Here is a 20,389-nt window from a genome sequence, read left to right on the forward strand (position 1 = left end):
CGGAGAAGTACCAGCTGCGGCCCCGCGACTGGGAGGCGGCCGAACGCGAGGGACGCAGCATCGCCCCGCTGATCACCCGCCTCAACACCGTCCGCCGGAGCCACCCCGCGCTGCACCAGCTGCGCCATCTGCGCTTCCACCACACCGACAACGACGCTCTCCTCGCCTACAGCAAGCGCAGCGGAGACGACGTCGTCCTGGTGGTGGTCAATCTCGACCCGCACCACGCCCAGGAGGCCACGGTCTCGCTCGACATGCCGCACCTCGGCCTGGACTGGCACGCGTCGGTGCCGGTGCGCGACGAGCTCACCGGCGAGACCTACCACTGGGGCCGGAGCAACTACGTGCGCCTCGAGCCGGGGCGGGCTCCCGCGCACGTCTTCCACCTCCAGTCCCCGCCCGCCGCGCAAGGTAACGGAGGGGCAGGAACGTCATGACCGTGAACGAACCCGTGCCGGACACCTTCGAGGACACCCCGGCCAGGGACCGGGACCCCGACTGGTTCAAGCGCGCCGTCTTCTACGAGGTGCTGGTCCGCTCGTTCCAGGACAGCAACGGCGACGGCGTCGGCGACCTCAGGGGCCTGACCGCCAAGCTGGACTACCTCCAGTGGCTCGGTGTGGACTGCCTGTGGCTGCCGCCGTTCTTCAAGTCCCCTCTGCGGGACGGCGGTTACGACGTCAGCGACTACACCGCCGTGCTGCCCGAGTTCGGCGACCTCGCCGACTTCGTGGAGTTCGTCGACGCCGCGCACCAGCGCGGCATGCGCGTGATCATCGACTTCGTCATGAACCACACCAGCGACCAGCACCCGTGGTTCCAGGAGTCGCGGAAGGACCCCGACGGCCCCTACGGCGACTTCTACGTGTGGGCCGACGACGACAAGGGCTACCCGGACGCGCGGATCATCTTCGTCGACACGGAGACCTCGAACTGGACCTTCGACGCCGTGCGCGGCCAGTACTTCTTCCACCGCTTCTTCTCCCACCAGCCGGACCTCAACTACGAGAACCCGCGCGTCCAGGAGGAGATCCTGGCCGCGCTGAAGTTCTGGCTGGACCTGGGCATCGACGGGTTCCGGCTGGACGCGGTGCCGTACCTCTACGCGGCCGAGGGCACCAACTGCGAGAACCTGCCCGCCACGCACGCCTTCCTCAAGCGGGTGCGCAAGGAGATCGACGCCCAGTACCCGGACACCGTGCTGCTGGCGGAGGCCAACCAGTGGCCCGAGGACGTCGTCGACTACTTCGGCGACTACCCCAGCGGCGGCGACGAGTGCCACATGGCCTTCCACTTCCCGGTCATGCCGCGGATCTTCATGGCCGTGCGGCGCGAGTCGCGCTACCCGGTCTCCGAGATCCTCGCCAAGACCCCGGCCATCCCCTCGGGCTGCCAGTGGGGGATGTTCCTGCGCAACCACGACGAGCTGACGCTCGAGATGGTCACCGACGAAGAGCGCGACTACATGTGGGCCGAGTACGCCAAGGACCCGCGCATGCGGGCCAACATCGGCATCCGCAGGCGCCTGGCGCCGCTGCTGGACAACGACCGGCACACCATCGAGCTGTTCACGGCCCTGCTGCTGGCCCTGCCCGGCTCGCCGATCCTGTACTACGGCGACGAGATCGGCATGGGCGACAACATCTGGCTCGGCGACCGGGACGCCGTGCGGACCCCGATGCAGTGGACCCCGGACCGCAACGCCGGTTTCTCCACTTGCGACCCGGGCCGGCTCTACCTGCCCGCCATCATGGACCCGGTCTACGGCCACCAGGTGACCAACGTCGAGGCGTCGATGTCGTCGCCGTCGTCGCTGCTGCACTGGACCCGGCGCATGATCGAGATCCGCAAGCAGAACCCCGCGTTCGGCCTCGGCTCCTACACCGAACTGCCCTCCTCCAACCCCGCCGTGCTCGCCTTCCTGCGGGAGTACGAGGACGACCTGGTGCTGTGCGTGAACAACTTCGCCCGCTTCGCCCAGCCCACCGAACTCGACCTGCGCGAGTTCGCCGGGCGGCACCCGGTGGAGCTGTTCGGCGGGGTCCGCTTCCCCGCGATCGGTGAACTGCCGTACCTGCTGACCCTCGGGGGCCACGGCTTCTACTGGTTCCGGCTCACTCGAGTCGCATCCCGCATCGGCCGGCGACTGTGAGCGTGCGCCGACGAAAGGAGGCGTGACCATGCCGAAGACCGCATCCCTCCGCCCGGACCTCACGCGCCTGGCGGAGCCCATGGAGTCGCTCGGCGCGCTGCTGCGCGAGTGGCTGCCCCGGCAGCGCTGGTTCGCCGGCAAGGACCGGCCCGTCACCGAACTCGGTCTGCTGTCGATGACCGAACTGTTCCCGGGGTGTCTGCACCTGCTGGTGCACGCCGGGCACGCGGGGCACACCGGCGTGCCCTCGCCCGGCGGCGCGCCCCCGGCCGGCGACTGCTATCAGCTGCTGCTCGGTGTGCGCGAGCACCCGTCGCCACGGCTGGGCCGGGCGCTGATCGGGCAGGTGCAGGACGGGCCGCTGGCCGGCACGACCGTCTACGACGCCCTGCACGATCCGCGCTCCGCGCAACTGCTGCTGGAGCGGCTGCGCCGGCCCGGTACCGCGGGCCCGTTGCGCTTCGACTGCGACCCGGAGCAGGAGGTCCCCGCCGGGCTCGTGCCGCGGCTGCTGGACGCCGAGCAGTCCAACTCCTCGCTGGTGTACGGCGACGAGTACATCCTGAAGGTCTTCCGGCGCATCCAGCCGGGCGTCAACCCGGACCTGGAGGTGCCGGGCGCGCTGGCCCGCCAGGGCTGCCACCGCGTCCCCGCGCCGGTGGCCTGGTTCCAGACCAGGCATCCCTTCACCGCGACCCTCGGCGTGCTCCAGCCCTACCTGCAGGGCGCCTCCGACGGCTGGACGCTGGCCCTGGAGGCGCTGGCCGCCGGGGACGACTTCACCGTCCAGGCCCGGGCACTGGGCGCGGCCACGGCCGAGGTGCACCTCGCGCTGGCCTCGGCGTTCCCGGTCGGGGCGCCCGGGGAGAACGCGCGCACGGCGTCGGCCATGACCGAGCGGCTGGACGCCGCCGCGCACTGCGTGCCCGCGCTGCAGCCCCACGTACCGGGACTGCGCACCGCGTTCGCCGCGCTCACCACCTGCGACCCGGGCCCGCCCGCCCAGCGCATCCACGGCGATCTGCACCTGGGGCAGGTGCTGCGGGCCGGGCGGGACTGGTTCGTCATCGACTTCGAGGGCGAGCCGTCCCGGCCGCTCTCCGAACGGCGCAGCGCCCACTCCCCCGTGCGGGACATCGCCGGGATGCTGCGCTCCTTCGACTACGCCGCCCGGCAGCGCCGCCCCTGGCGCCCGGAGTGGGCCCGCCGCTGCCAGGAGGCCTACTGCGCGGGCTACGCCGCCCGCGCCGGCTGGGACCCACGCAAGAAGCACGGACTGCTCCGGGCCTACGAGACGGACCGGGCCGTGTACGAGGTGCTGTACGAGGCACGGCACCGCCCCGACTGGCTGCCTGTACCGATGGCGGCGATCGAGCGCCTCGCTGTGAGAGGAGACTGAGCCGTGGCCCTGCGAGACACCTCAATCCCGGAGCCGTCCGGCCCGGTCACGACGGCGCCCGCGCCCGCCCTGAGCGAGCAGGACCGCGGGCGGCTGCTGGCGGGCGCCCACCACGACCCGCACGCCCTGCTGGGCGCCCACCCGGTGCCCGGCGGGGTGGTCTTCCGGGCGCTGCGCCCGTTCGCCCGCTCGGTGAGCGTCGTCACCGGCGGCCGCCGCGTCCCCCTGGTCTCCGAGGGTGAGGGGCTCTTCTCGGGCCTGCTGCCGCTGGAGAGGGTCCCCGACTACACGCTGCACGTGGTGTACGAGGCGGGTGAGATCGAGACGCACGACCCGTACCGGTTCCTGCCCGCGCTCGGCGAGCTCGACCTGCACCTGATCCGGGAGGGGCGCCACGAGCAGCTGTGGCAGGCACTCGGCGCGCAGCCCATGACCCACGAGGGGGTGACCGGCACCCGGTTCACGGTGTGGGCGCCGAACGCGCAGGGCGTGCGGGTGGCCACGGACTTCACCCACTGGGACGGGACGCAGTTCCCGATGCGCTCGCTGGGCGCGTCCGGTGTGTGGGAGCTGTTCCTGCCGGACGTCGGCGAGGGCACGGCGTACAAGTTCGAGATCCACTCGCGGCACGGCCACCGTTTCCTCAAGGCCGACCCGATGGCGCGCCGCACGGAGGAACCGCCCAACACGGCGTCGGTCGTCACGGCCTCGCACTACGAGTGGGACGACGCCGAGTGGATGGCGCACCGGGCGGACCGGCCGGTGCACGAGGCGCCCTTCTCGGTGTACGAGGTGCACCTGGCGTCCTGGCGGCCGGGGCTGACCTACCGGCAGCTCGCCGAGGAGCTCCCGAGGTACGTCAAGGAGATGGGCTTCACCCACGTCGAGCTGATGCCGGTCGCCGAGCACCCCTTCCACGGGTCCTGGGGCTACCAGGTGACCGGCTTCTACGCGCCGACGGCCCGGCTCGGCACGCCGGACGACTTCCGGTTCTTCGTCGACGCCTGCCACCGGGCCGGGATCGGCGTGATCATGGACTGGGTGCCGGCCCACTTCCCGAAGGACGACTGGGCGCTGGCCCGCTTCGACGGGGAGCCGCTGTACGAGCCGGGGGACGACCGCCGCGCGGAGCACCCGGACTGGGGCACCTACGAGTTCGACTTCGGCCGTACCGAGGTGCGCAACTTCCTCGTGGCGAACGCCGTGTACTGGTGCGAGGAGTTCCACATCGACGGGCTGCGCGTGGACGCGGTCGCCTCGATGCTGTACCTGGACTACTCGCGCGAGGACGGCCAGTGGGAGCCCAACGCCTACGGCGGCCGGGAGGACCTGGCCGCGATGGCGTTCCTGCAGGAGATGAACGCGACGGTGTACCGGCGTGCCCCCGGCGTGGTCACCATCGCCGAGGAGTCGACGGCGTGGGGCGGGGTGACCCGGCCGACCGGCACCGGCGGGCTGGGGTTCGGGCTGAAGTGGAACATGGGCTGGATGCACGACTCGCTGGAGTACATCTCCCACGAGCCGGTGCACCGCAAGTACCACCACCACGAGATGACGTTCTCGATGGTGTACGCCTACAGCGAGAACTACGTGCTGCCGATCTCCCACGACGAGGTGGTGCACGGCAAGCAGGCCCTCGTGTCGAAGATGCCGGGCGACTGGTGGCAGCGGCGTGCCAACCACCGGGCCTACCTGGCCTTCATGTGGGGCCACCCCGGCAAGCAGCTGCTGTTCATGGGACAGGAGTTCGCGCAGGGGGCGGAGTGGTCGGTGGAGCAGGGGCCGGAGTGGTGGCTGCTCGACGACGGCTACCACTCGGCGGACGACCACCGGGGCGTGCGCGAGCTGGTCCGCGACCTGAACGCGGTGTACCTCCGGACGCCGGCGCTGTGGGAGTGCGACACCCGGCCGGAGGGCTTCCGCTGGGTGGCGGTGGACTCCGCCGACGACAACGTCCTGGCGTTCCTGCGGTACGACGCCGAGGGCAACCCGCTGCTGGCGGTGTCCAACTTCTCCCCCGTGGTCCGGCACGACTACGGGCTGTGGGTGCCGGGGGACGCCGTGGCCTGGCGGGAGCGGCTCAACACCGACGACCTGCGCTACGGCGGCAGCGGCGTCACGTGCCCGGACCCGGTGAAGCCGGAGGACGGCTGCCTGCGGATCACGCTGCCGCCGCTGGCCACCGTGTGGCTGGCGCCGGACGCCGGGTAGAACTGCTGCCGTCCTGCCAGGTGTCCCACCCGCCCGCGGGGGGCACAGGGGGTCGTACCACCGGGACGTTCCGGTGGTACGACTCGACGGAGACAGAAGGGCGGGCACCAGGTGCGCACCGTGGGAGTGGAGGAGGAACTCCTCCTGGTCGATCCGGAGACCGGCGAACCGCGGGCACTGTCCGCTGCGGTCCTGGCCCGGGCGGCGCAGGACGAGGCGGGGCAGGACGTGTTCGAGAAGGAACTCCACGAGCAGATGCTGGAGTTCGCCACACATCCGCAGTCCTCGATGGACAGCCTGCGCGCGGAGATCGTCCGCTGCCGCAAGGAGGCCGCGCGGCACGCCGGTGACATCGGCTGCACCGTCGCGGCCCTGGCCACCTCCCCGCTGCCGGTCAGCCCGGCGGTCAGCCTGAACCGCCGCTACCAGTGGATGGCCGAGCAGTACGGCATCGCCACCCGGGAACAGCTCGTCATGGGCTGCCACGTGCACGTGTCGGTGGAGTCGGACGAGGAGGGCGTCGCGGTCGTCGACCGGGTACGGCCCTGGGTGCAGGTGCTGAAGGCACTGAGCACGAACTCGCCGTTCTGGCAGGGCAAGGACACCGGGTACAGCAGCTACCGCAGCCGGGTGTGGCTGCGCTGGCCGTCGGCCGGCCCCACGGAGCTGTTCGGCTCGGCGGAGCGCTATCACCGGCAGGTCGCGGACATGGTGTCCACCGGCGTGATCCTCGACGACGGGATGATCTACTTCGACGCCCGGCTGTCGCGCACCTACCCCACCGTGGAGTTCCGCGTCTCGGACGTCTGCCTGCACGCGGAGACGGCCGTGCTGATCGCCACGCTCGTGCGCGGGCTGGTGGAGACCGCCGCACGGGAGTGGCGGGCCGGGACCGAGCCGCTCGACCCCGGCGTCGGCCTGCTGCGGCTGGCCGACTGGCAGGCCGCCCGGTGCGGGCTCACGGGCGAGCTGCTGCACCCCGCGACCATGCGCCGCATGCCGGCCGAGACCGTCGTGCGCGCGCTGCTCGACCACGTCGAGGAGGCCCTCGACAGCACCGGGGACCTCGATCAGGCCCGCGCCGCCTGCGAAAAGCTGCTGCGCGAGGGGAACGGCGCCCGGGTGCAGCGGGAGCTGATGGAGCGCACCGGGAGTCTGCGGGACGTCGTCACGGAGTGCGTGCGGCACACGCAGGGGTGAGACGTCCCGGGCTCGGGCGGCCGCCGGCCCGGAGGATCAGAGGATCAGCACGAGGGCGTAGGCCAGGAAGAACGCCGCGACCAGCACGGAGACCACGATGATCACGGTCATCGGCCCCTTGGCCCACCCCTTGGTCGGGTTGTGCGTCTCCCGGGGCAGGGCCTCGGGCATGCTGCTCTCCGCGGGTGGGGTCTCGCCCGGCGGCACACCGCCGCCGGGCTCCAGACCGGTGCTGCGCTCGGGCTCGGGATCGGGACTGTAGTGACTCATGCCGACCGGGTCCCCCGATCACGCCCGGATCATCAGCGGACCCACTTCCGTATTTTCCGACCCCGAAGGGTCCTGCCTGGACTACATTCGAGCACCGCCGATGACGGTACCCGTCGGCACGGTGACACCACGTACATGTCAGGAGCAGTGCATGCGCGACCTCGCCCTCGCTCCACCTGCCGCGCCGAACCTGACCGGCGGCCTCGCCGACAGCGTCTTCGAGACGGCGGACCGCGAACCCACCCGGCCCCTGCTGGCCCGCCGCGTCCATCCTGCCTCCGCCACCTGGGAGGAGATCACCGCGATCGAGCTGCGCGACCAGGTGGTGGACACGGCCAAGGGGCTGATCGCCGCCGGTATCGCCCCGGGCCACCGTGTGGCCATCATGGCCCGCACCCGCTACGAGTGGACGGTCCTGTGCTACTCCCTGTGGGCCGTGGGCGCCGAGGTCGTCCCGGTCTATCCGACCTCGTCGCGTGACCAGGTGGAGTGGATCCTGCGGGACGCGCGCTGCGTGGCCGTGGTCGTGGAGGACGAGCAGGGCGTCATGACCGTCGGGTCGGTGTGCGCCGCGCTGCCGCTGCTGCGCCATGTGTGGCAGCTGGACGCGGGCGCGCTGGAGCAGCTGGCGGCGCGCGGCCACGACGTGCCGGTCACCACGGTGGACTCCATGCGCCGCATCGTGCTGCCGGACTCCACGGCCGTGATCGCCTACACCTCCGGGACGTCCGGCCGGCCGATGGGCTGCGCCCTCAGCCACCGGAATCTGGCCGGTCCCTGCGACACGCTGCTGGCGGGCTGGGGGCACACCGCCGCGCCCCGCGGGGAGCAGGGGTCGGTGCTGGCGTTCCTGCCCTTCTCCCATGTGTACGGGCTGATGATCCAGGGGCTGTGCGTGCGCGGCGGCCTGCTCATGGGGCACCAGGCCGATCTGAGCGGGGAGGCACTGGCCGCGGCGCTGCGCTCGTTCCGGCCGACGTACCTCTACGCGGTCCCCTCGGTCCTGGAGAAGATCTACAAGAACTTCCTGCGCGTCGCGCAGCAGGACGGCCACGGCGCGGTGTTCGAGCGGGCCGCGGCGACCGCGCGCGACTTCGCCGCGGCGCTGGAGCGCCAGCGGCTCGGCCGGGGCCGCGGCCCCGGTCTCGATCTGCGGCTGCAGCACGCCCTGTACGAGCGCACCGTCTACCGCCGGCTGCGGGCCGCGCTCGGCGGCAGGGTGCGGCGGGCGACGTCCGGCGGCTCGCCCCTCAGCCGCGACCTGTCGCTGTTCTACGAGGGCATCGGCGTCTACGTCCACGACGGGTACGGCCTGACGGAGACGGCCGGCGGGGTCACGATGCAGCCGCTCGGCCGGGAGAAGTCCGGGACCGTCGGGCAGGCCCTGCCGGGCACGGAGATCCGTGTCGCCGAGGACGGCGAGATCCTGGTGCGCGGGCCGTCGGTGTTCCAGGGGTACGTGGGCGACGACGCGGCGACCCGGGCCGCCCTGCGCGGTGGCTGGCTGGCCACCGGCGACCTCGGGCGGCTGGACTCCGAGGGCTACCTCACGATCACCGGCCGCAAGAAGGACGTCATCATCACCAGCAGCGGCAAGAGCGTCGCCCCGGCCGCCCTGGAGCAGCGGCTGCGCATGCACCCCCTCGTCCACCAGGCGGTCGTGGTGGGCGACAACCGGCCCTGCGTCGGCGCCCTGATCACGCTGGACCCGGACTTCCTGGCCCACTGGCGGGCGGCACTGGCCCTGCAGGGCGAGCTGCGCGAGGCCCGGGAGGAGAACGCGCTGCGGGAGGAGGTCGCGCGGGCCGTGGCCGCGGCGAACAGCTCCGTCTCGCCGTCGGAGTCGATCCGGGTGTTCCGGGTGCTGCCGGAGCCGTTCGACGTGACGAACGGGCTGCTGACACCCTCCATGAAGCTGCGTCGCGACGAGATCGTGCGGCACTACGCGTCCGAGATCGACGCGATGTACGAGTCGCGCAGGCGTCCGGGGCGGCAGCCCGCCAGGGACGAACCGTCCAATTGGGACGATTCGGACAACGTGTTCCGCTGAGCGGGGTGGCGAACGCGTAGCCCTCGCCACCATGGGAACACGCGACAGTGGCGACGCACGAGAAAGGACGACTGCCCTGACGACAGCCCTCGCTGACGCCCGGGCCGGAAAGGCGATATGTCAACCGAGCCGCGTGGAGACGACGCCCTGACCTCCGAGGAGATCCCGAGCCGCACGAACAGCTTCGTGGGCGAGCCGCACGACGTGACGGGTGCGCGCCTTGCAGCGGAGGAGTTCCTGCGTGATCTGGCACGCTCCTCCCCGCCCTCCGCTCCCGAGTACTGGGACGACATCCTGCTGGTGGTGACGGAGCTGGCCGCCAACGCGGTCCAGTACGCCCCTGGTCCGTTCGCACTGCGGATGCGCCGGACCTTCGACGGCGTGCACGTGGTCCTGCACGACACCAGCACCACCGAACCCGCCCCCCGCCCCTTCGATCCCCGCAGTGGCGGCGGCGGTATCGGCTGGCACCTGATCCACACGCTGTGCGACCAGGTCAGCGTGGTGACCGACGACAGCGGCAAGGACGTGCACGTCTTTCTGCCGTGGTGAGTGCGGACCCGCTCGGTGGGTTGCGGGCCCGGCGAGCGGTGGAGGGGAGACACGTGAGAAGGGAGCGCCCGGCGCGAGCCGGGCGCTCCCTTCACGACCGCGCTCTTGGCCGGCTCAGACCGAGGTCGTCTCGCGCGGTGGCAGCCGGTGGTAGTAGTCGCCCACGGCCGTCAGGTACTGCGGGTCCCGCGTCTCACTGTCGGTCTGGAAGCGGGGCGCCTCCTTGGCATCGGCCCTGCTGCAGGCCAGTGTGATCTTCCGGCCCTCGGTGTCCACGCCCGTGACGACTCCGGCCGGCACCAGGACGCTGCGGCCGAAGACCCAGACCCCGGTGTCGACGACGAGGTGCCGCATGCCGTGCGGGGCGTCCTCCCGGTCCACGTGCCCGATCGTGCCGTCGGTCGCCGCGACGCTGAACCCGGTCAGGTCCTGCCCCTCGGTGTGGGCGCTGCCGGGTGCGTACGACCAGATTCTGTCGATGGCCACGCTGCTCCATCCTCCCTGGCGGTGTGCGGATCGCGGAGCGGCGGCGGACGCCTTCCGCCCGTCCTGCCGTCCCACAGCGGCAATTACCCTCCTGGCGCACGCGCATTCGGTGATCGGGTCGGCAACCGGGGCGTCTTCCGCCGGGTGATCCGGAGATCGTGCACATTCCGCAGGCATGCATCGGTGATTGCCGGGTATTCGCGGGGCGCGGTGGGATCCGAGCCCTGGTGCGAGAGGAGGCGCATGACAGACGGCACCCGAGTCCGGAGAACGACCGGCATCCCCGCGCACCGCGGTCACCCCTGAGGTGACCGACCCCAGGCCGTAGCACTTGTTGGAGGTACCCGTGCCCCTCGCCCAGAACCCGCTGTCCGTGGAAGTCGAACTGCCCCGGGAGGACGTTGCCCTGATCACGGTCGACGGCTACCTGGACGTCGACACCGCGACCGAGTTCCAGGCCCATCTGGCCAACCAACTCCACCACGGCCGACGTCACTTCCTGCTGGACCTCGCGTCCGTGCCGTTCATGGACTCGTCGGGGATGAACATCATCCTGCGCGTCTACCAGGAGACCCGTAAGACCGAGGGCAGTGTGCATGTCATCAGCCCGACGCCTGCCGTGCGGCGCATCCTCGATCTGACCGGCGTGAGCATCACCGTGCCGATATCGGAGAGCGTCGACGAGGCGCTGGCCCGGGTCGACGCGGGGCCGGCGGTCCCGGAGGAACCGGAGGTCTGACCGACCGGGCACCCCTCGGGCACGGCACCGGCGCGGGCCGGTCGGCCGGTGCCCGGTTCCGCCTGCCCGGCGGCCCTTCCCCGCACGTCGCCCGCCGGTCCGGGAGGCGACCGACGGCCTCTTCGCCGAACCGGACCACTTGCCCTGGATCAGGTGTCGTACGAGGTCGGCGCATGGTTAGAGTTGTCGCCCGGCAAGTGTCACAGCGCCGTCCCGATCGCTGCAGCGGGTGCGGCCGACGCAACGCGGATGAGGAGAGAACCAGGTGCCGGAGCACGAAGCGGACGGACAGCTCGCCACGCCGACCGACGAGGTCAGGGACTTCCTGCACCGCCGGCGCGAGCAGATCGCCCAGCGGTGGGCGGACGAGCCGTTGTTCCGCACCGTGTTCACCGTCTCGCGCGACGAGGCGGTGGAGGCGGGCAAGGTGATCGTGGAGGCGCTCGCCCAGGTGGCCGACTCGGGCCAGGTGGAGAACCCCGACGCCGCGGGCTTCAGCGGGGTGCGCGAGCAGCTGGCCCGGATGGGCGCGGCCCGCTCCCGCGCCGGGCTGTCCGGCACCCAGGTGTCCAGTGAGCTGGCCGCGCTGCGGCCGCCCGTGGAGAATCTGCTGGCCGCCGACCTGGAGCAGGCCCCGCCGGAGCACCTGCGGGCGTCCTCCACCGCGCTGACGGTGCTGATGGGCACCCTGCGGCTGGTGGCGATGCAGGCGGCCCTCAGCGAGTCGCAGGCACTGAGCGACCGGCAGCGGCTGCAGCTGATGGAGGTGGCCACCCCCGTCATCCGCCTGTGGGACGGCATCGTCGCCGTGCCGCTGATCGGCACGCTCGACAGCGCCCGCAGCCAGGTGGTGATGGAGACGCTGCTCAACGCCGTCGTCGACGAGCACGCCCGGTTCGCGATCCTCGACATCACCGGGGTGCCGACGGTGGACTCCCTGGTCGCCCAGCACCTGATGAAGACGGTCGCCGCGGCGCGCCTCATGGGCGCCGAGTGCATCGTCTCCGGTATCCGGCCGGCCATCGCCCAGACGATCGTGCACCTCGGTCTCGACCTGGACGTCATCACCCGCGCGAGCCTCGCCGACGCCCTGGGGTACGCCCTGCACCAGCTGGGCGCCGACATCGTGACCCCGGGCGCGGTCAAGCGGTGAACGACGTACACACCCGCCCCGCCACGGGCCACGTACCGGTGCTCCGGCTCGGGGACGTGCTGCTCGTCACCCTCCAGGGAGACCTGTACGACAGCACGGCGCAGCAGTTGCAGCAGGACCTCGCGGAGACCATCTCCCGCACCGGGGTGCGCGGTGTCCTGATCGACATCTCCGGCATCGAGATCGTCGACTCCTTCCTGGGCCGGGTGCTGGCCGAGATCGCCGCGCAGGCCGAACTGCTCGCCGCGCGCACCGTGGTGGCCGGTATGCGTCCCGCCGTCGCCATCACCCTGGTGGAACTGGGCCTGTCGCTGCCGGGCCTCGGCACGGCGCTCAGCACCGAGGCCGGCATGGAGCTCCTCACGGGGCGGCCGGCGCGGGCCCGCGCCGGGGGTCCGCGTCAGGAGAGTCCGTGATGCACACCGCCGCGGGCGTCGAGGCCTGCCTGCCCATCCGGTCCGACATGGACCTGGTGTGGGTGCGACAGCACGTGCGGCAGGCCGCCGCCCTGCTCGGCTTCGGCCTGGTGGAGCAGACCAAGCTGGTCACGGCGGCCAGTGAGCTGGCCCGCAACACGCTGGTGCACGGCGGGGGCGGGCAGATGAAGGCGACACGGGTCAGCAGCGCGGGCGCCCAGGGCCTGCAGCTGGCCTTCAGCGACGAAGGGCCCGGCATCGCCGACCTGGACCTGGCACTGAGCGACGGCTACACCTCCGGCGGCGGGCTGGGGATGGGGCTGAGCGGGGCTCGGCGCCTGGTCCACGAGTTCCACGTGGACAGCACACCGGGGGCCGGTACGACGGTACGGGTGACCTGCTGGGTGGCGCAGCCGCCGCGTCCGCGCGAGGAGGTCTGATGCCCCGCGTGTGGGACGTCCCGGTGCGCGACTGGACCCGGGTGCACGACGCCCGGGTCGCCGCCGAGGGCGCGGCCGCGCTGGCCGGGCTGGACGAGCGGCGCACCGCCGCGGCGGCCCTGGTCGCGACCGAGCTCGCGACGAACCTGCTGAAGCACGCCGAGGGCGGCCGGCTGCTCGCCGAGGTCGTGCCCGCCCCGGCGCCGCCGCAGGAGGGTGGGCGGTCCCGCGTCGTGCAGCTGGCCGCGATCGACCACGGACCGGGCATCGGCGACGTCCCCTCGGCCCTGAGCGACGGGTTCTCGACGACGGGCTCGCTCGGCGCGGGCCTGGGCACCTGCCGGCGGCTCGCCGACGACTTCGCCCTGCACAGCACGCCCGGCGGCGGCACGGTCGCGGTGGCCCGCTGGGACGCGACCCCGCGGGGCGGGGACGCCGTGCCGGGGGACGGGGGCCACGCGCCCGGGCCGGGCACCTCCCCCCCGCCCTCCGGCGAGGGGCCGGGCGAGGGACGTGCGCCCGGCCCGGTCTCCGGAACCGGCCGGGAGCGGCTCGCACCCGACCCCGCCGAGTGCCACGCCGACCGGCGTGAACGTTTCGCTCCCCTCGCCGGTGTGCGCGCGGGAGGCCTCAACATCCCCTACGGCGGTGCGGAGCACTCGGGCGACGCCTGGGCCTGGGTGCGGGCCGGGGACGCGGTCACCCTGATGCTGGCGGACGGCCTGGGACACGGTCCGGAAGCCGCCCGGGCCTCCTCCGCCGCCGTCACGGCCCTGCACCTGTGCGCCCACCTGTCCCCCGCCGACGTGCTGCGGCGGCTGCACGACACCCTGAAGGGCACCCGCGGGGCGGCGGTCTCCCTGGCCCGGCTGGACCTCGGCACCGGACGGCTGCGGTTCGCCGGGATCGGCAACGTGGGAGCCCGGCTGCGCACGGGCGGCACCTGGCGCCACCTGCTCGCGCGGCCCGGCATAGTCGGCGTCCACCGGCCCACCACCCTCCGCGAGGAGGAGGCCGACTGGACGGGCGATCCCCTGCTGGTCCTGCACACCGACGGGCTGCCCAGCCGCTGGGCCCCACCGCCCGGAGCCGGCCTGCCGGCGGCCGACCCGGCCGTGACGGCCGCCGTGACGATACGTGACGCGAGCAGTCCCGCCCGTCCGGTGCGGGACGACACCGCCGTGGCCGTGCTGACTCCGACTCCGCCGGAACTCCCATGAAGCGCACTTGGCAGATCACCACCGTCACCGACGCGGCCCGCGCGCGTATCGCCCTCGCGCGCCTGGCCGCCGCCCACGGCGTACCGACCGTGGAGCGGACCCGGCTCGCCGCCGCCCTCAGCGCCCACCTGCGGCAGTGCCTCACCAAGGGCGGCACCTGGCGGCTCACCCTGGTCGCGGCGGACACCGGCACCGGGAAGGGGCTGCTGCGCGCCGTGGTCGCCCCTTCGCCGGAGGCGTGCGCCGCGGGCGAGCCCCCGTGGGAGGCCACCGTCCCCTGCCCCGAGAGGCCCCGCGCCGCCGAGGACGACATCGCCGAGGACGCCGCCGCCCTGGCGGAGGCCCTGCTCGGCGCCGACGAGGACACGGCCGTGGTGCTGGACAAGCTCACCGAGCAGGAGGACCTGGTCTCCTTCCACCGCGAGGAGCTGCACCAGACCAACCAGGGCGTGCTGGCCCTGCACGCCGAGCTGGACGCGGCGGGCCGGGCCCAGCGCGAGGCCTTCGCCGCCGAGCGCCGCGCCCGCAACGAGGCGGAGAGCGCCCGTCGCCGGCTGACGTTCCTCGCCGACGCCAGCGCCGTGCTGACGGCCTCGCTGAACCACGAGGAGATCGTGCGCCGGCTGCCCGACCTGCTGGTGCCCGAGTACGCCAGCAGCGTCGACGTCTGGCTGTTCGACCAGGAGGAGGACAAGGACGGCGCGGCGCCGCATCCGGCCGCGGCCGTCGTCGCGGCCCGGACCGGGCGTCCCCAGTACGCCGCCGGCCACCCGGGCGAGCTCCCCGGTGTCGACGACCATCCCCCGTCGGCGCTGGACCCGGGACGCCCGCTGCTGTGCGTGCCGCTGCCCACCCGGCGGGCGCCGCTCGGGGTGCTGACGCTGTCGCCGCCCGGAGCGCGCTGGAACCCGGACGACGCGGTCATGCTGATCGAGCTCACCCGGCGGGCCAGCATCGCGATCGACAACGCCCGGCGCTTCGAGCACAACCGGGACATCGCCGAGACCCTCCAGCGGGCGTTGCTCACGGACCTGCCGGCCACCGAGGGCCTCAGCCTGGCCGCGCGGTACCTGCCCGCCACGCACGGCCTGAACATCGGCGGCGACTGGTACGACGCCTTCCCGCAGCGCGACGGCGGTCTCATCACGGTCATCGGCGACGTGACCGGGCACGGACTGCGGGCCGCCGTCATGATGAGCCAGCTGCGCACCGCGCTGCGGGCGTACGCCGTCGACGGCGACAGCCCGGGCCGGCTGCTGACCCGGCTGCACCGGTTCCTGCATCACCTCCAGCCGGACCTGTACGCCACGGCCGTCATCGCCCGGTTCCACCCGGACGAGCCCACCCTGACGTGGGCCGCGGCCGGGCACCCGCCACCGGTGCTGCGCCGGGCCGACGGGACGGTGCAGATCCTCGACGCCAAGCCCGGCGCCATGCTCGGCATCCCGCTCACCCAGGAGATCGACGACCACACGGTGCGCCTGTCGCCCGGGTCGACCCTCGCGATGTACACCGACGGGCTGGTGGAACGCCGTGCCCAGGGCATAGACCCGGGGATCGGGCGGCTGGCCGAGGCGCTCGGCGGGTTCCGCTCCGATGAACTGGACGCGGACCTGGAGGGCTCGGCGGACCGGATCCTGCATCCGCTGCTGAGCGACTCCGAACGGGACGACGACGTGTGCCTGCTGCTGTGTCACGTCCGCGGGGACGGCGGCCGCTGAGCCGTGTCCCGGCGGCCCCGGATGTACACGCGTTCTGCACTCCCCCACGGTGCTTTTCGGCCACGGTGCGGGCATGGTGGTGATCGGCACGTTCGTCAGACTGCCCTGTCCGGCTGGCGCCCCGGCGCCGCACACGGTGGGATCGAAAGGGTGCGAACCGGCGATCCAGGGGCAGTCGAATGGCGTTCGAGGCAGACCGCCTGGAGCCGCAGAAAGGGATGAACACCGTGACACGACCCAGGATCCTGGTGGTGGGCGCAGGCTTCGCCGGCGTGGAGTGCGTCCGCCGTCTGGAACGGAAACTCTCCCCCGACGAGGCGGACGTCACCCTGGTGACCCCCTTCGCCTACCAGCTCTACCTGCCGCTGCTCCCCCAGGTCGCCTCCGGCGTGCTGACACCGCAGTCGATCGCCGTGTCCCTGCGCCGCAGCAAGAAGTACCGCACGCGGATCATTCCGGGCGGCGCGATCGGCGTGGACCTGAAGTCGAAGGTGTGCGTCATCCGCACCATCACCGACGAGATCGTGAACCAGCCGTACGACTACATCGTGCTGGCGCCCGGCAGCATCACCCGGACCTTCGACATCCCGGGCCTGACGGACCACGCGTTCGGCATGAAGACCCTGGCCGAGGCGGCGTACATCCGGGACCACGTCATCTCCCAGCTGGATCTGGCCGACGCGAGCCAGGACCCGCAGGAGCGGGCCTCGCGGCTGCAGTTCGTGGTGGTGGGCGGCGGCTACGCCGGCACCGAGACCGCCGCCTGCCTGCAGCGCCTCACGCACGCGGCGGTCAGGCGCTACCCGCGGCTGGACCCCAAGCTGATCAGGTGGCACCTGATCGACATCGCGCCGAAGCTCATGCCGGAGCTGGGCGACAAGCTCGGCCGCAGCGCGCAGGAGATCCTGCAGCGCCGCGGCATCGAGATCTCCCTGGGCACCTCGATCGCCAAGGCGGGCCCCGAGGAGGTCACCTTCACCGACGGGCGGGTGGTCCCGACCCGCACACTCATCTGGACGGCCGGTGTCGTCGCCAGCCCGCTGATCGCCACGCTCGGCGCCGAGACCGTCAAGGGGCGGCTGGCCGTCGGCGCCGAGATGAACCTGCCCGGCCACGACGGGGTGTTCGCTCTCGGCGACTCTGCCGCCGTGCCCGACCTGGCCAAGGGCGACGGGGCCATGTGCCCGCCGACCGCGCAGCACGCGCTGCGGCAGGGCAGGCACGTCGCCGACAACGTCATCGCGTCGCTGCGCGGCCGGACGCTCTCGCCGTACGTGCACAAGGACCTGGGGCTGGTGGTCGACCTCGGCGGCACCGACGCCGTCTCCAAGCCGCTCGGCGTCGAGCTGCGGGGCCTGCCCGCCCAGGCCGTGGCCCGCGGGTACCACTGGTCGGCACTGCGCACCAACGTCGCCAAGACGCGGGTGATGACCAACTGGCTGCTCAACGCGGTCGCCGGTGACGACTTCGTGCGCACCGGGTTCCAGGCCCGCAAGCCGGCGCGGCTGAAGGACTTCGAGTACACGGACGCCTATCTGTCGCCCGAGCAGGTGCGCGAGCGGATCGGCGGTGGCACCCGGCAGGAGTAGGACGGGCCGGTCGGGACCTTCCGCCGCCGGCATGACATGCTGGAAAGCGGATCTTGGTCTGAGTCGGGAGAGAGTGCGACGGCGTGAGGGCAGCGGGACGCTCGGTGCGGACACGACTGCGGGACCGGGTCGCGGCGTCCGACCCCGGGCTGCTGCGCCTGACGGCGGGGCTGCGGACCGTCGGCGCCATCGCCCTCACCCTGGCGCTGCTGTCCCTGCTGGGCGCCGACGTCCACCTGCTGGTGGCGGGGGCCATCGCGGCGATGGTCGCCACCTTCGCCATCCGGGAGAAGCAGCTCGGCCCGCAGGCGGTGACCCTCGCCGCCGGGCTGCCGGTGGCGCTGGCGTCGGTCTCCCTGAGCGCGATGCTCTCCACGCGCCCGGTGACGGGTGACGTCTTCTTCGTCGTCCTGATCTTCTGCGCGGTCTACGGCCGCCGTTTCGGTGACCGGGGCACCGCCCTGGGGCTGATCGGCTTCCAGGTCTACTTCCTGTCCCTCTTCGTCGGCGCGACCCCGGCCGGACTGCCAAAGTTGTGGGGCGCCATCGCGCTGGCCTTCGCCTCCAGTGCCGTCCTGCGCTTCGCTGTCGTGCCGGCGACGCCGACGTCCGTCCTGGTGCGGCTGCGGCTCGCCTTCCGGGCCCGGCTGGCCCAGCTGGTGGCCGCGCAGCTGGAGCTGCTCGACGCGGGCGCGGACGACATGGACAAGGCGCTGGAGGCCGTGCGCGAGGGCACCGCGCGGCTGCACGAGACGGCCATGATGATCCAGGGGCGGCTGGAGGAGGGCACCCCGGACGAGGCCGCGGCGCGGCTGGTGCAGCGCCGCATCGCGGAAGCCGAGATCGCCGCCGAGCGGCTCGGACTGCTGTTGCTGACGGCCCGCAGCGCCGAACGGGCCGACACCCTCACGCTGCACCTGCCGGGTGCGCCGGCCCCGTCGGTGACCGTGCCGGCCGTTCCGGACGAGTCCACCGTCACGCTGCGCCGCGATCTGCAGGCCCTGCACGCCCTGGTGCTGCGGGCCGGGGACGCGGGGACCGCGCTGGCGCACGTGCGCAACCGGCTCCTCGGCTACCGCGACGAGGAGAACCTGCCGCCCGCCTCCGCCGCTGTCCAGGACGTCTTCCGCGGCATCGGCGAGGCGGCCCGCGCCGTGCTCGGCCTGCGGATCGCGCTGGACGGGCCGCAGGACGAGTCGGACGACACCCCCGCCACGGCCCGCTCCCGCGAGGAGCTGGACGCCGAGGAGGCGGCACTCGACGGCGGCGCCGAGGAGAGCGCGCAGGAGGAGCAGACCGGGCTGCGGCGGCCGACCACGCGGGCCGCCGTACAGGTCTCCGTGGGGTCCTCGCTGGCGATCCTGGGCGGTGAGCTGCTGTCCACGCAGCGCTGGTACTGGGCGGTGCTGACGTGCTGGATCGTCTTCATCAACACGTCCTCGACCGGTGAGATCCTGGTCAAGGGCTACCGGCGGCTGCTGGGGACGGTGTTCGGCGTCGTGGCCGGCATCGCGCTGGCGGGCCTGGTCGGCAACCACACCTGGACGGCGTTCGCCCTGGTGCTGGTGCTGATCTTCGCGATGTTCTACACGGCACCGCTGTCGTACACGCTGATGTCGTTCTTCGTCACGGCCATGCTGGGGCTGCTGTACACGCTGCTGCACACCTACAGCCTCGACGTGCTGGTGCTGCGGATCGAGGAGACGGCCCTGGGGGCCCTCTGCGGCGTGGTCGCCGCGGCGCTGGTCCTGCCGGTGCAGACCGACCGGCGCACCAACGAACTGCTCGAGACCGTCCTGGAGCGGCTGTCCGACGTCACGCAGGCGGCGGTGGCGCAGCTCAGCGGGGGGCCGGCGGACGGCCTGCTGGACAAGGCCCGCGACCTGGACCAGGCGCTGGCCGACCTGCGGGCCGCCATTCAGCCGCTGACCCATCCGGTCACGCCGCTGCGCGGCCGCCGCGACACGGCCCGGTACGTGGTGGCCCTGCTGGAGACGTCCGCGTACCACGCGCGGACCCTGGCGGCGACGGCCGAGCTGCTGCCGACGCATCCGTCGATCGCGGCGGACCCGCGGCTGCAGGGGGCGGCGGGGCGCACCGTGCGCAACATCGAGGCCATCGCGGCCCGGGTCGCGGACGAACGTGCGCAGGCGCTGGTGGAGACGGGCCCGAGCATCGCCTCGCTGCTGGGCTCGGACGCCGGTACACCGCGCTACGGCCGGATCACCGACCGCGTGCTGCGGCATCTGGAGCGGCTGGACGAGGCCGTGGTGGGGCTCGCCCGGCCGCTGGGGGTACGGGTGGGCCCGCCTCCGGCGTGAGGCGGGCCGCGGTTCAGAAGTCGGTGGGCAGTCCGCTCACCTCGGCGATGCCGCGCAGCTCCTCGGTCTGGCGGTGCCGCTCCTTGATGTAGTCGGCGATCTCGCCGAGCCGGACGGGGTCGGAGGCCGTGGAGGCGTCCGTGACGATCCGGACCGGGCCGGTGTCGTCGACGTCGAGCTCGATCACCTCGTTGTCCAGGCGGCCGGTGACGGCCGTGGCGATGACGAGGGCCACCTCGTCACGGACCTCCTGCGGCAGTTCGTCGTCGGTCCCGGAGTCGAGCGCGAAGTCCAGGCTGGACAGGCGTTCCTCGTCGATCGCCTGGAGCACCGGTTCCACCGCGCGCATCAGGAGGCTGTAGTCCTCCGTGTCCATCCGGATGCGCAGGAGGTCCAGGTACACGTCCACGGGACGGCCATCACCATGCGGAATCTCGGAATCGCTCATTGGCCTCGTGTTCCCCGTTCGG

Annotated in this window: 18 protein-coding genes; 15 read left to right on the forward strand and 3 right to left on the reverse strand. The window is 72.7% G+C overall.

The window, feature by feature from the left end; all coding sequences use genetic code 11:
• The 5 genes from ACZ4M5_RS11880 to ACZ4M5_RS11900 all read left to right on the forward strand — a co-directional run.
• Nucleotides 1–437: alpha-glucosidase C-terminal domain-containing protein (locus ACZ4M5_RS11880; RefSeq protein WP_467735593.1), on the forward strand; the 437-nt coding region annotated here is incomplete at its 5' end.
• Nucleotides 434–2,152, forward strand: coding sequence for a maltose alpha-D-glucosyltransferase (gene treS, locus ACZ4M5_RS11885; protein ID WP_467735595.1), 1,719 nt, complete (start codon nt 434–436; stop codon nt 2,150–2,152). The genes ACZ4M5_RS11880 and treS, both read left to right, overlap by 4 nt.
• Nucleotides 2,153–2,180: 28 nt before the next feature.
• Entirely contained in the window at nt 2,181–3,551 is a 1,371-nt protein-coding gene (locus ACZ4M5_RS11890; RefSeq protein ID WP_467735597.1) for a maltokinase N-terminal cap-like domain-containing protein, read from the forward strand.
• Between the two features lie 3 nt (nt 3,552–3,554).
• On the forward strand, nt 3,555–5,762 hold the full coding sequence (glgB, locus tag ACZ4M5_RS11895; RefSeq protein ID WP_467735599.1) for a 1,4-alpha-glucan branching protein GlgB: 2,208 nt from the start codon (nt 3,555–3,557) through the stop codon (nt 5,760–5,762).
• Nucleotides 5,763–5,873: 111 nt separating this feature from the next.
• Nucleotides 5,874–6,962, forward strand: coding sequence for a glutamate--cysteine ligase 2 (locus tag ACZ4M5_RS11900; RefSeq protein ID WP_467735601.1), 1,089 nt, complete (start codon nt 5,874–5,876; stop codon nt 6,960–6,962).
• A 36-nt stretch (nt 6,963–6,998) separates the two neighbouring features.
• On the opposite strand, the gene ACZ4M5_RS11905 is transcribed toward ACZ4M5_RS11900, so the two are convergent.
• Nucleotides 6,999–7,232 carry a DUF6480 family protein gene (locus ACZ4M5_RS11905; RefSeq protein ID WP_467735603.1) on the reverse strand — a complete coding sequence of 78 codons (234 nt, stop codon included), beginning with the start codon at nt 7,230–7,232 and terminating at the stop codon, nt 6,999–7,001.
• Between the two features lie 151 nt (nt 7,233–7,383).
• On the opposite strand from ACZ4M5_RS11905, the gene ACZ4M5_RS11910 reads away from it, so the two are divergent.
• Nucleotides 7,384–9,282, forward strand: coding sequence for an AMP-dependent synthetase/ligase (locus tag ACZ4M5_RS11910; protein ID WP_467735605.1), 1,899 nt, complete (start codon nt 7,384–7,386; stop codon nt 9,280–9,282).
• A 117-nt stretch (nt 9,283–9,399) separates the two neighbouring features.
• Nucleotides 9,400–9,834, forward strand: coding sequence for an ATP-binding protein (locus ACZ4M5_RS11915; protein WP_333930237.1), 435 nt, complete (start codon nt 9,400–9,402; stop codon nt 9,832–9,834).
• 114 nt (nt 9,835–9,948) lie between these two features.
• Here ACZ4M5_RS11915 and ACZ4M5_RS11920 read toward each other — a convergent pair whose 3' ends face one another.
• Nucleotides 9,949–10,320, reverse strand: a complete 372-nt coding sequence (locus ACZ4M5_RS11920; protein WP_467735607.1) for a PRC-barrel domain containing protein — start codon at nt 10,318–10,320, stop codon at nt 9,949–9,951.
• A 346-nt stretch (nt 10,321–10,666) separates the two neighbouring features.
• Here ACZ4M5_RS11920 and ACZ4M5_RS11925 point away from each other — a divergent pair, with 346 nt between their 5' ends.
• The 8 genes from ACZ4M5_RS11925 to ACZ4M5_RS11960 all read left to right on the forward strand — a co-directional run bounded on the left by ACZ4M5_RS11925 (nt 10,667) and on the right by ACZ4M5_RS11960 (nt 19,919).
• Entirely contained in the window at nt 10,667–11,059 is a 393-nt protein-coding gene (locus tag ACZ4M5_RS11925) for an STAS domain-containing protein (protein WP_467735609.1), read from the forward strand.
• 265 nt (nt 11,060–11,324) lie between these two features.
• Nucleotides 11,325–12,212 carry an STAS domain-containing protein gene (locus ACZ4M5_RS11930; RefSeq protein ID WP_467735611.1) on the forward strand — a complete coding sequence of 296 codons (888 nt, stop codon included), beginning with the start codon at nt 11,325–11,327 and terminating at the stop codon, nt 12,210–12,212.
• Entirely contained in the window at nt 12,209–12,628 is a 420-nt protein-coding gene (locus tag ACZ4M5_RS11935) for an STAS domain-containing protein (protein WP_467735613.1), read from the forward strand. Before ACZ4M5_RS11930 ends, ACZ4M5_RS11935 begins: the two co-directional genes overlap by 4 nt.
• Nucleotides 12,628–13,068: an anti-sigma regulatory factor gene (locus ACZ4M5_RS11940; RefSeq protein ID WP_467736528.1), complete on the forward strand. Its 441-nt coding sequence runs from the start codon at nt 12,628–12,630 to the stop codon at nt 13,066–13,068. The genes ACZ4M5_RS11935 and ACZ4M5_RS11940 overlap by 1 nt, the downstream gene beginning before the upstream one ends.
• Complete coding sequence (locus tag ACZ4M5_RS11945) at nt 13,068–14,288, forward strand: SpoIIE family protein phosphatase (RefSeq protein ID WP_467735615.1); 1,221 nt, start codon at nt 13,068–13,070, stop codon at nt 14,286–14,288. Before ACZ4M5_RS11940 ends, ACZ4M5_RS11945 begins: the two co-directional genes overlap by 1 nt.
• The gene (locus tag ACZ4M5_RS11950) at nt 14,285–16,009 is read left to right on the forward strand and encodes a PP2C family protein-serine/threonine phosphatase (RefSeq protein WP_467735617.1); all 1,725 of its coding nucleotides are present in this window, start codon (nt 14,285–14,287) and stop codon (nt 16,007–16,009) included. Before ACZ4M5_RS11945 ends, ACZ4M5_RS11950 begins: the two co-directional genes overlap by 4 nt.
• A 218-nt stretch (nt 16,010–16,227) precedes the next feature.
• Nucleotides 16,228–17,598, forward strand: coding sequence for an NAD(P)/FAD-dependent oxidoreductase (locus ACZ4M5_RS11955; RefSeq protein WP_467736530.1), 1,371 nt, complete (start codon nt 16,228–16,230; stop codon nt 17,596–17,598).
• 83 nt (nt 17,599–17,681) lie between these two features.
• Nucleotides 17,682–19,919 carry an FUSC family protein gene (locus tag ACZ4M5_RS11960; protein WP_467735619.1) on the forward strand — a complete coding sequence of 746 codons (2,238 nt, stop codon included), beginning with the start codon at nt 17,682–17,684 and terminating at the stop codon, nt 19,917–19,919.
• A gap of 13 nt (nt 19,920–19,932) precedes the next feature.
• Here ACZ4M5_RS11960 and ACZ4M5_RS11965 read toward each other — a convergent pair whose 3' ends face one another.
• Nucleotides 19,933–20,367, reverse strand: coding sequence for a hypothetical protein (locus tag ACZ4M5_RS11965; protein WP_369194191.1), 435 nt, complete (start codon nt 20,365–20,367; stop codon nt 19,933–19,935).
• Nucleotides 20,368–20,389 lie beyond the last annotated feature (22 nt).

This window comes from Streptomyces sp. NPDC026246, assembly GCF_055567995.1.

What these genes read in the sequence shown, in the direction of transcription:
- ACZ4M5_RS11965 (WP_369194191.1), bottom strand. Translation starts at nt 20,367, where the DNA reads ATGAGCGATTCCGAGATTCCGCATGGTGATGGCCGTCCCGTGGACGTG.
- ACZ4M5_RS11945 (WP_467735615.1), top strand. Translation starts at nt 13,068, where the DNA reads ATGCCCCGCGTGTGGGACGTCCCGGTGCGCGACTGGACCCGGGTGCAC.
- ACZ4M5_RS11940 (WP_467736528.1), top strand. Translation starts at nt 12,628, where the DNA reads ATGCACACCGCCGCGGGCGTCGAGGCCTGCCTGCCCATCCGGTCCGAC.
- ACZ4M5_RS11950 (WP_467735617.1), top strand. Translation starts at nt 14,285, where the DNA reads ATGAAGCGCACTTGGCAGATCACCACCGTCACCGACGCGGCCCGCGCG.
- ACZ4M5_RS11915 (WP_333930237.1), top strand. Translation starts at nt 9,400, where the DNA reads ATGTCAACCGAGCCGCGTGGAGACGACGCCCTGACCTCCGAGGAGATC.
- ACZ4M5_RS11905 (WP_467735603.1), bottom strand. Translation starts at nt 7,232, where the DNA reads ATGAGTCACTACAGTCCCGATCCCGAGCCCGAGCGCAGCACCGGTCTG.
- ACZ4M5_RS11955 (WP_467736530.1), top strand. Translation starts at nt 16,228, where the DNA reads ATGAACACCGTGACACGACCCAGGATCCTGGTGGTGGGCGCAGGCTTC.
- ACZ4M5_RS11890 (WP_467735597.1), top strand. Translation starts at nt 2,181, where the DNA reads ATGCCGAAGACCGCATCCCTCCGCCCGGACCTCACGCGCCTGGCGGAG.
- treS (WP_467735595.1), top strand. Translation starts at nt 434, where the DNA reads ATGACCGTGAACGAACCCGTGCCGGACACCTTCGAGGACACCCCGGCC.
- ACZ4M5_RS11910 (WP_467735605.1), top strand. Translation starts at nt 7,384, where the DNA reads ATGCGCGACCTCGCCCTCGCTCCACCTGCCGCGCCGAACCTGACCGGC.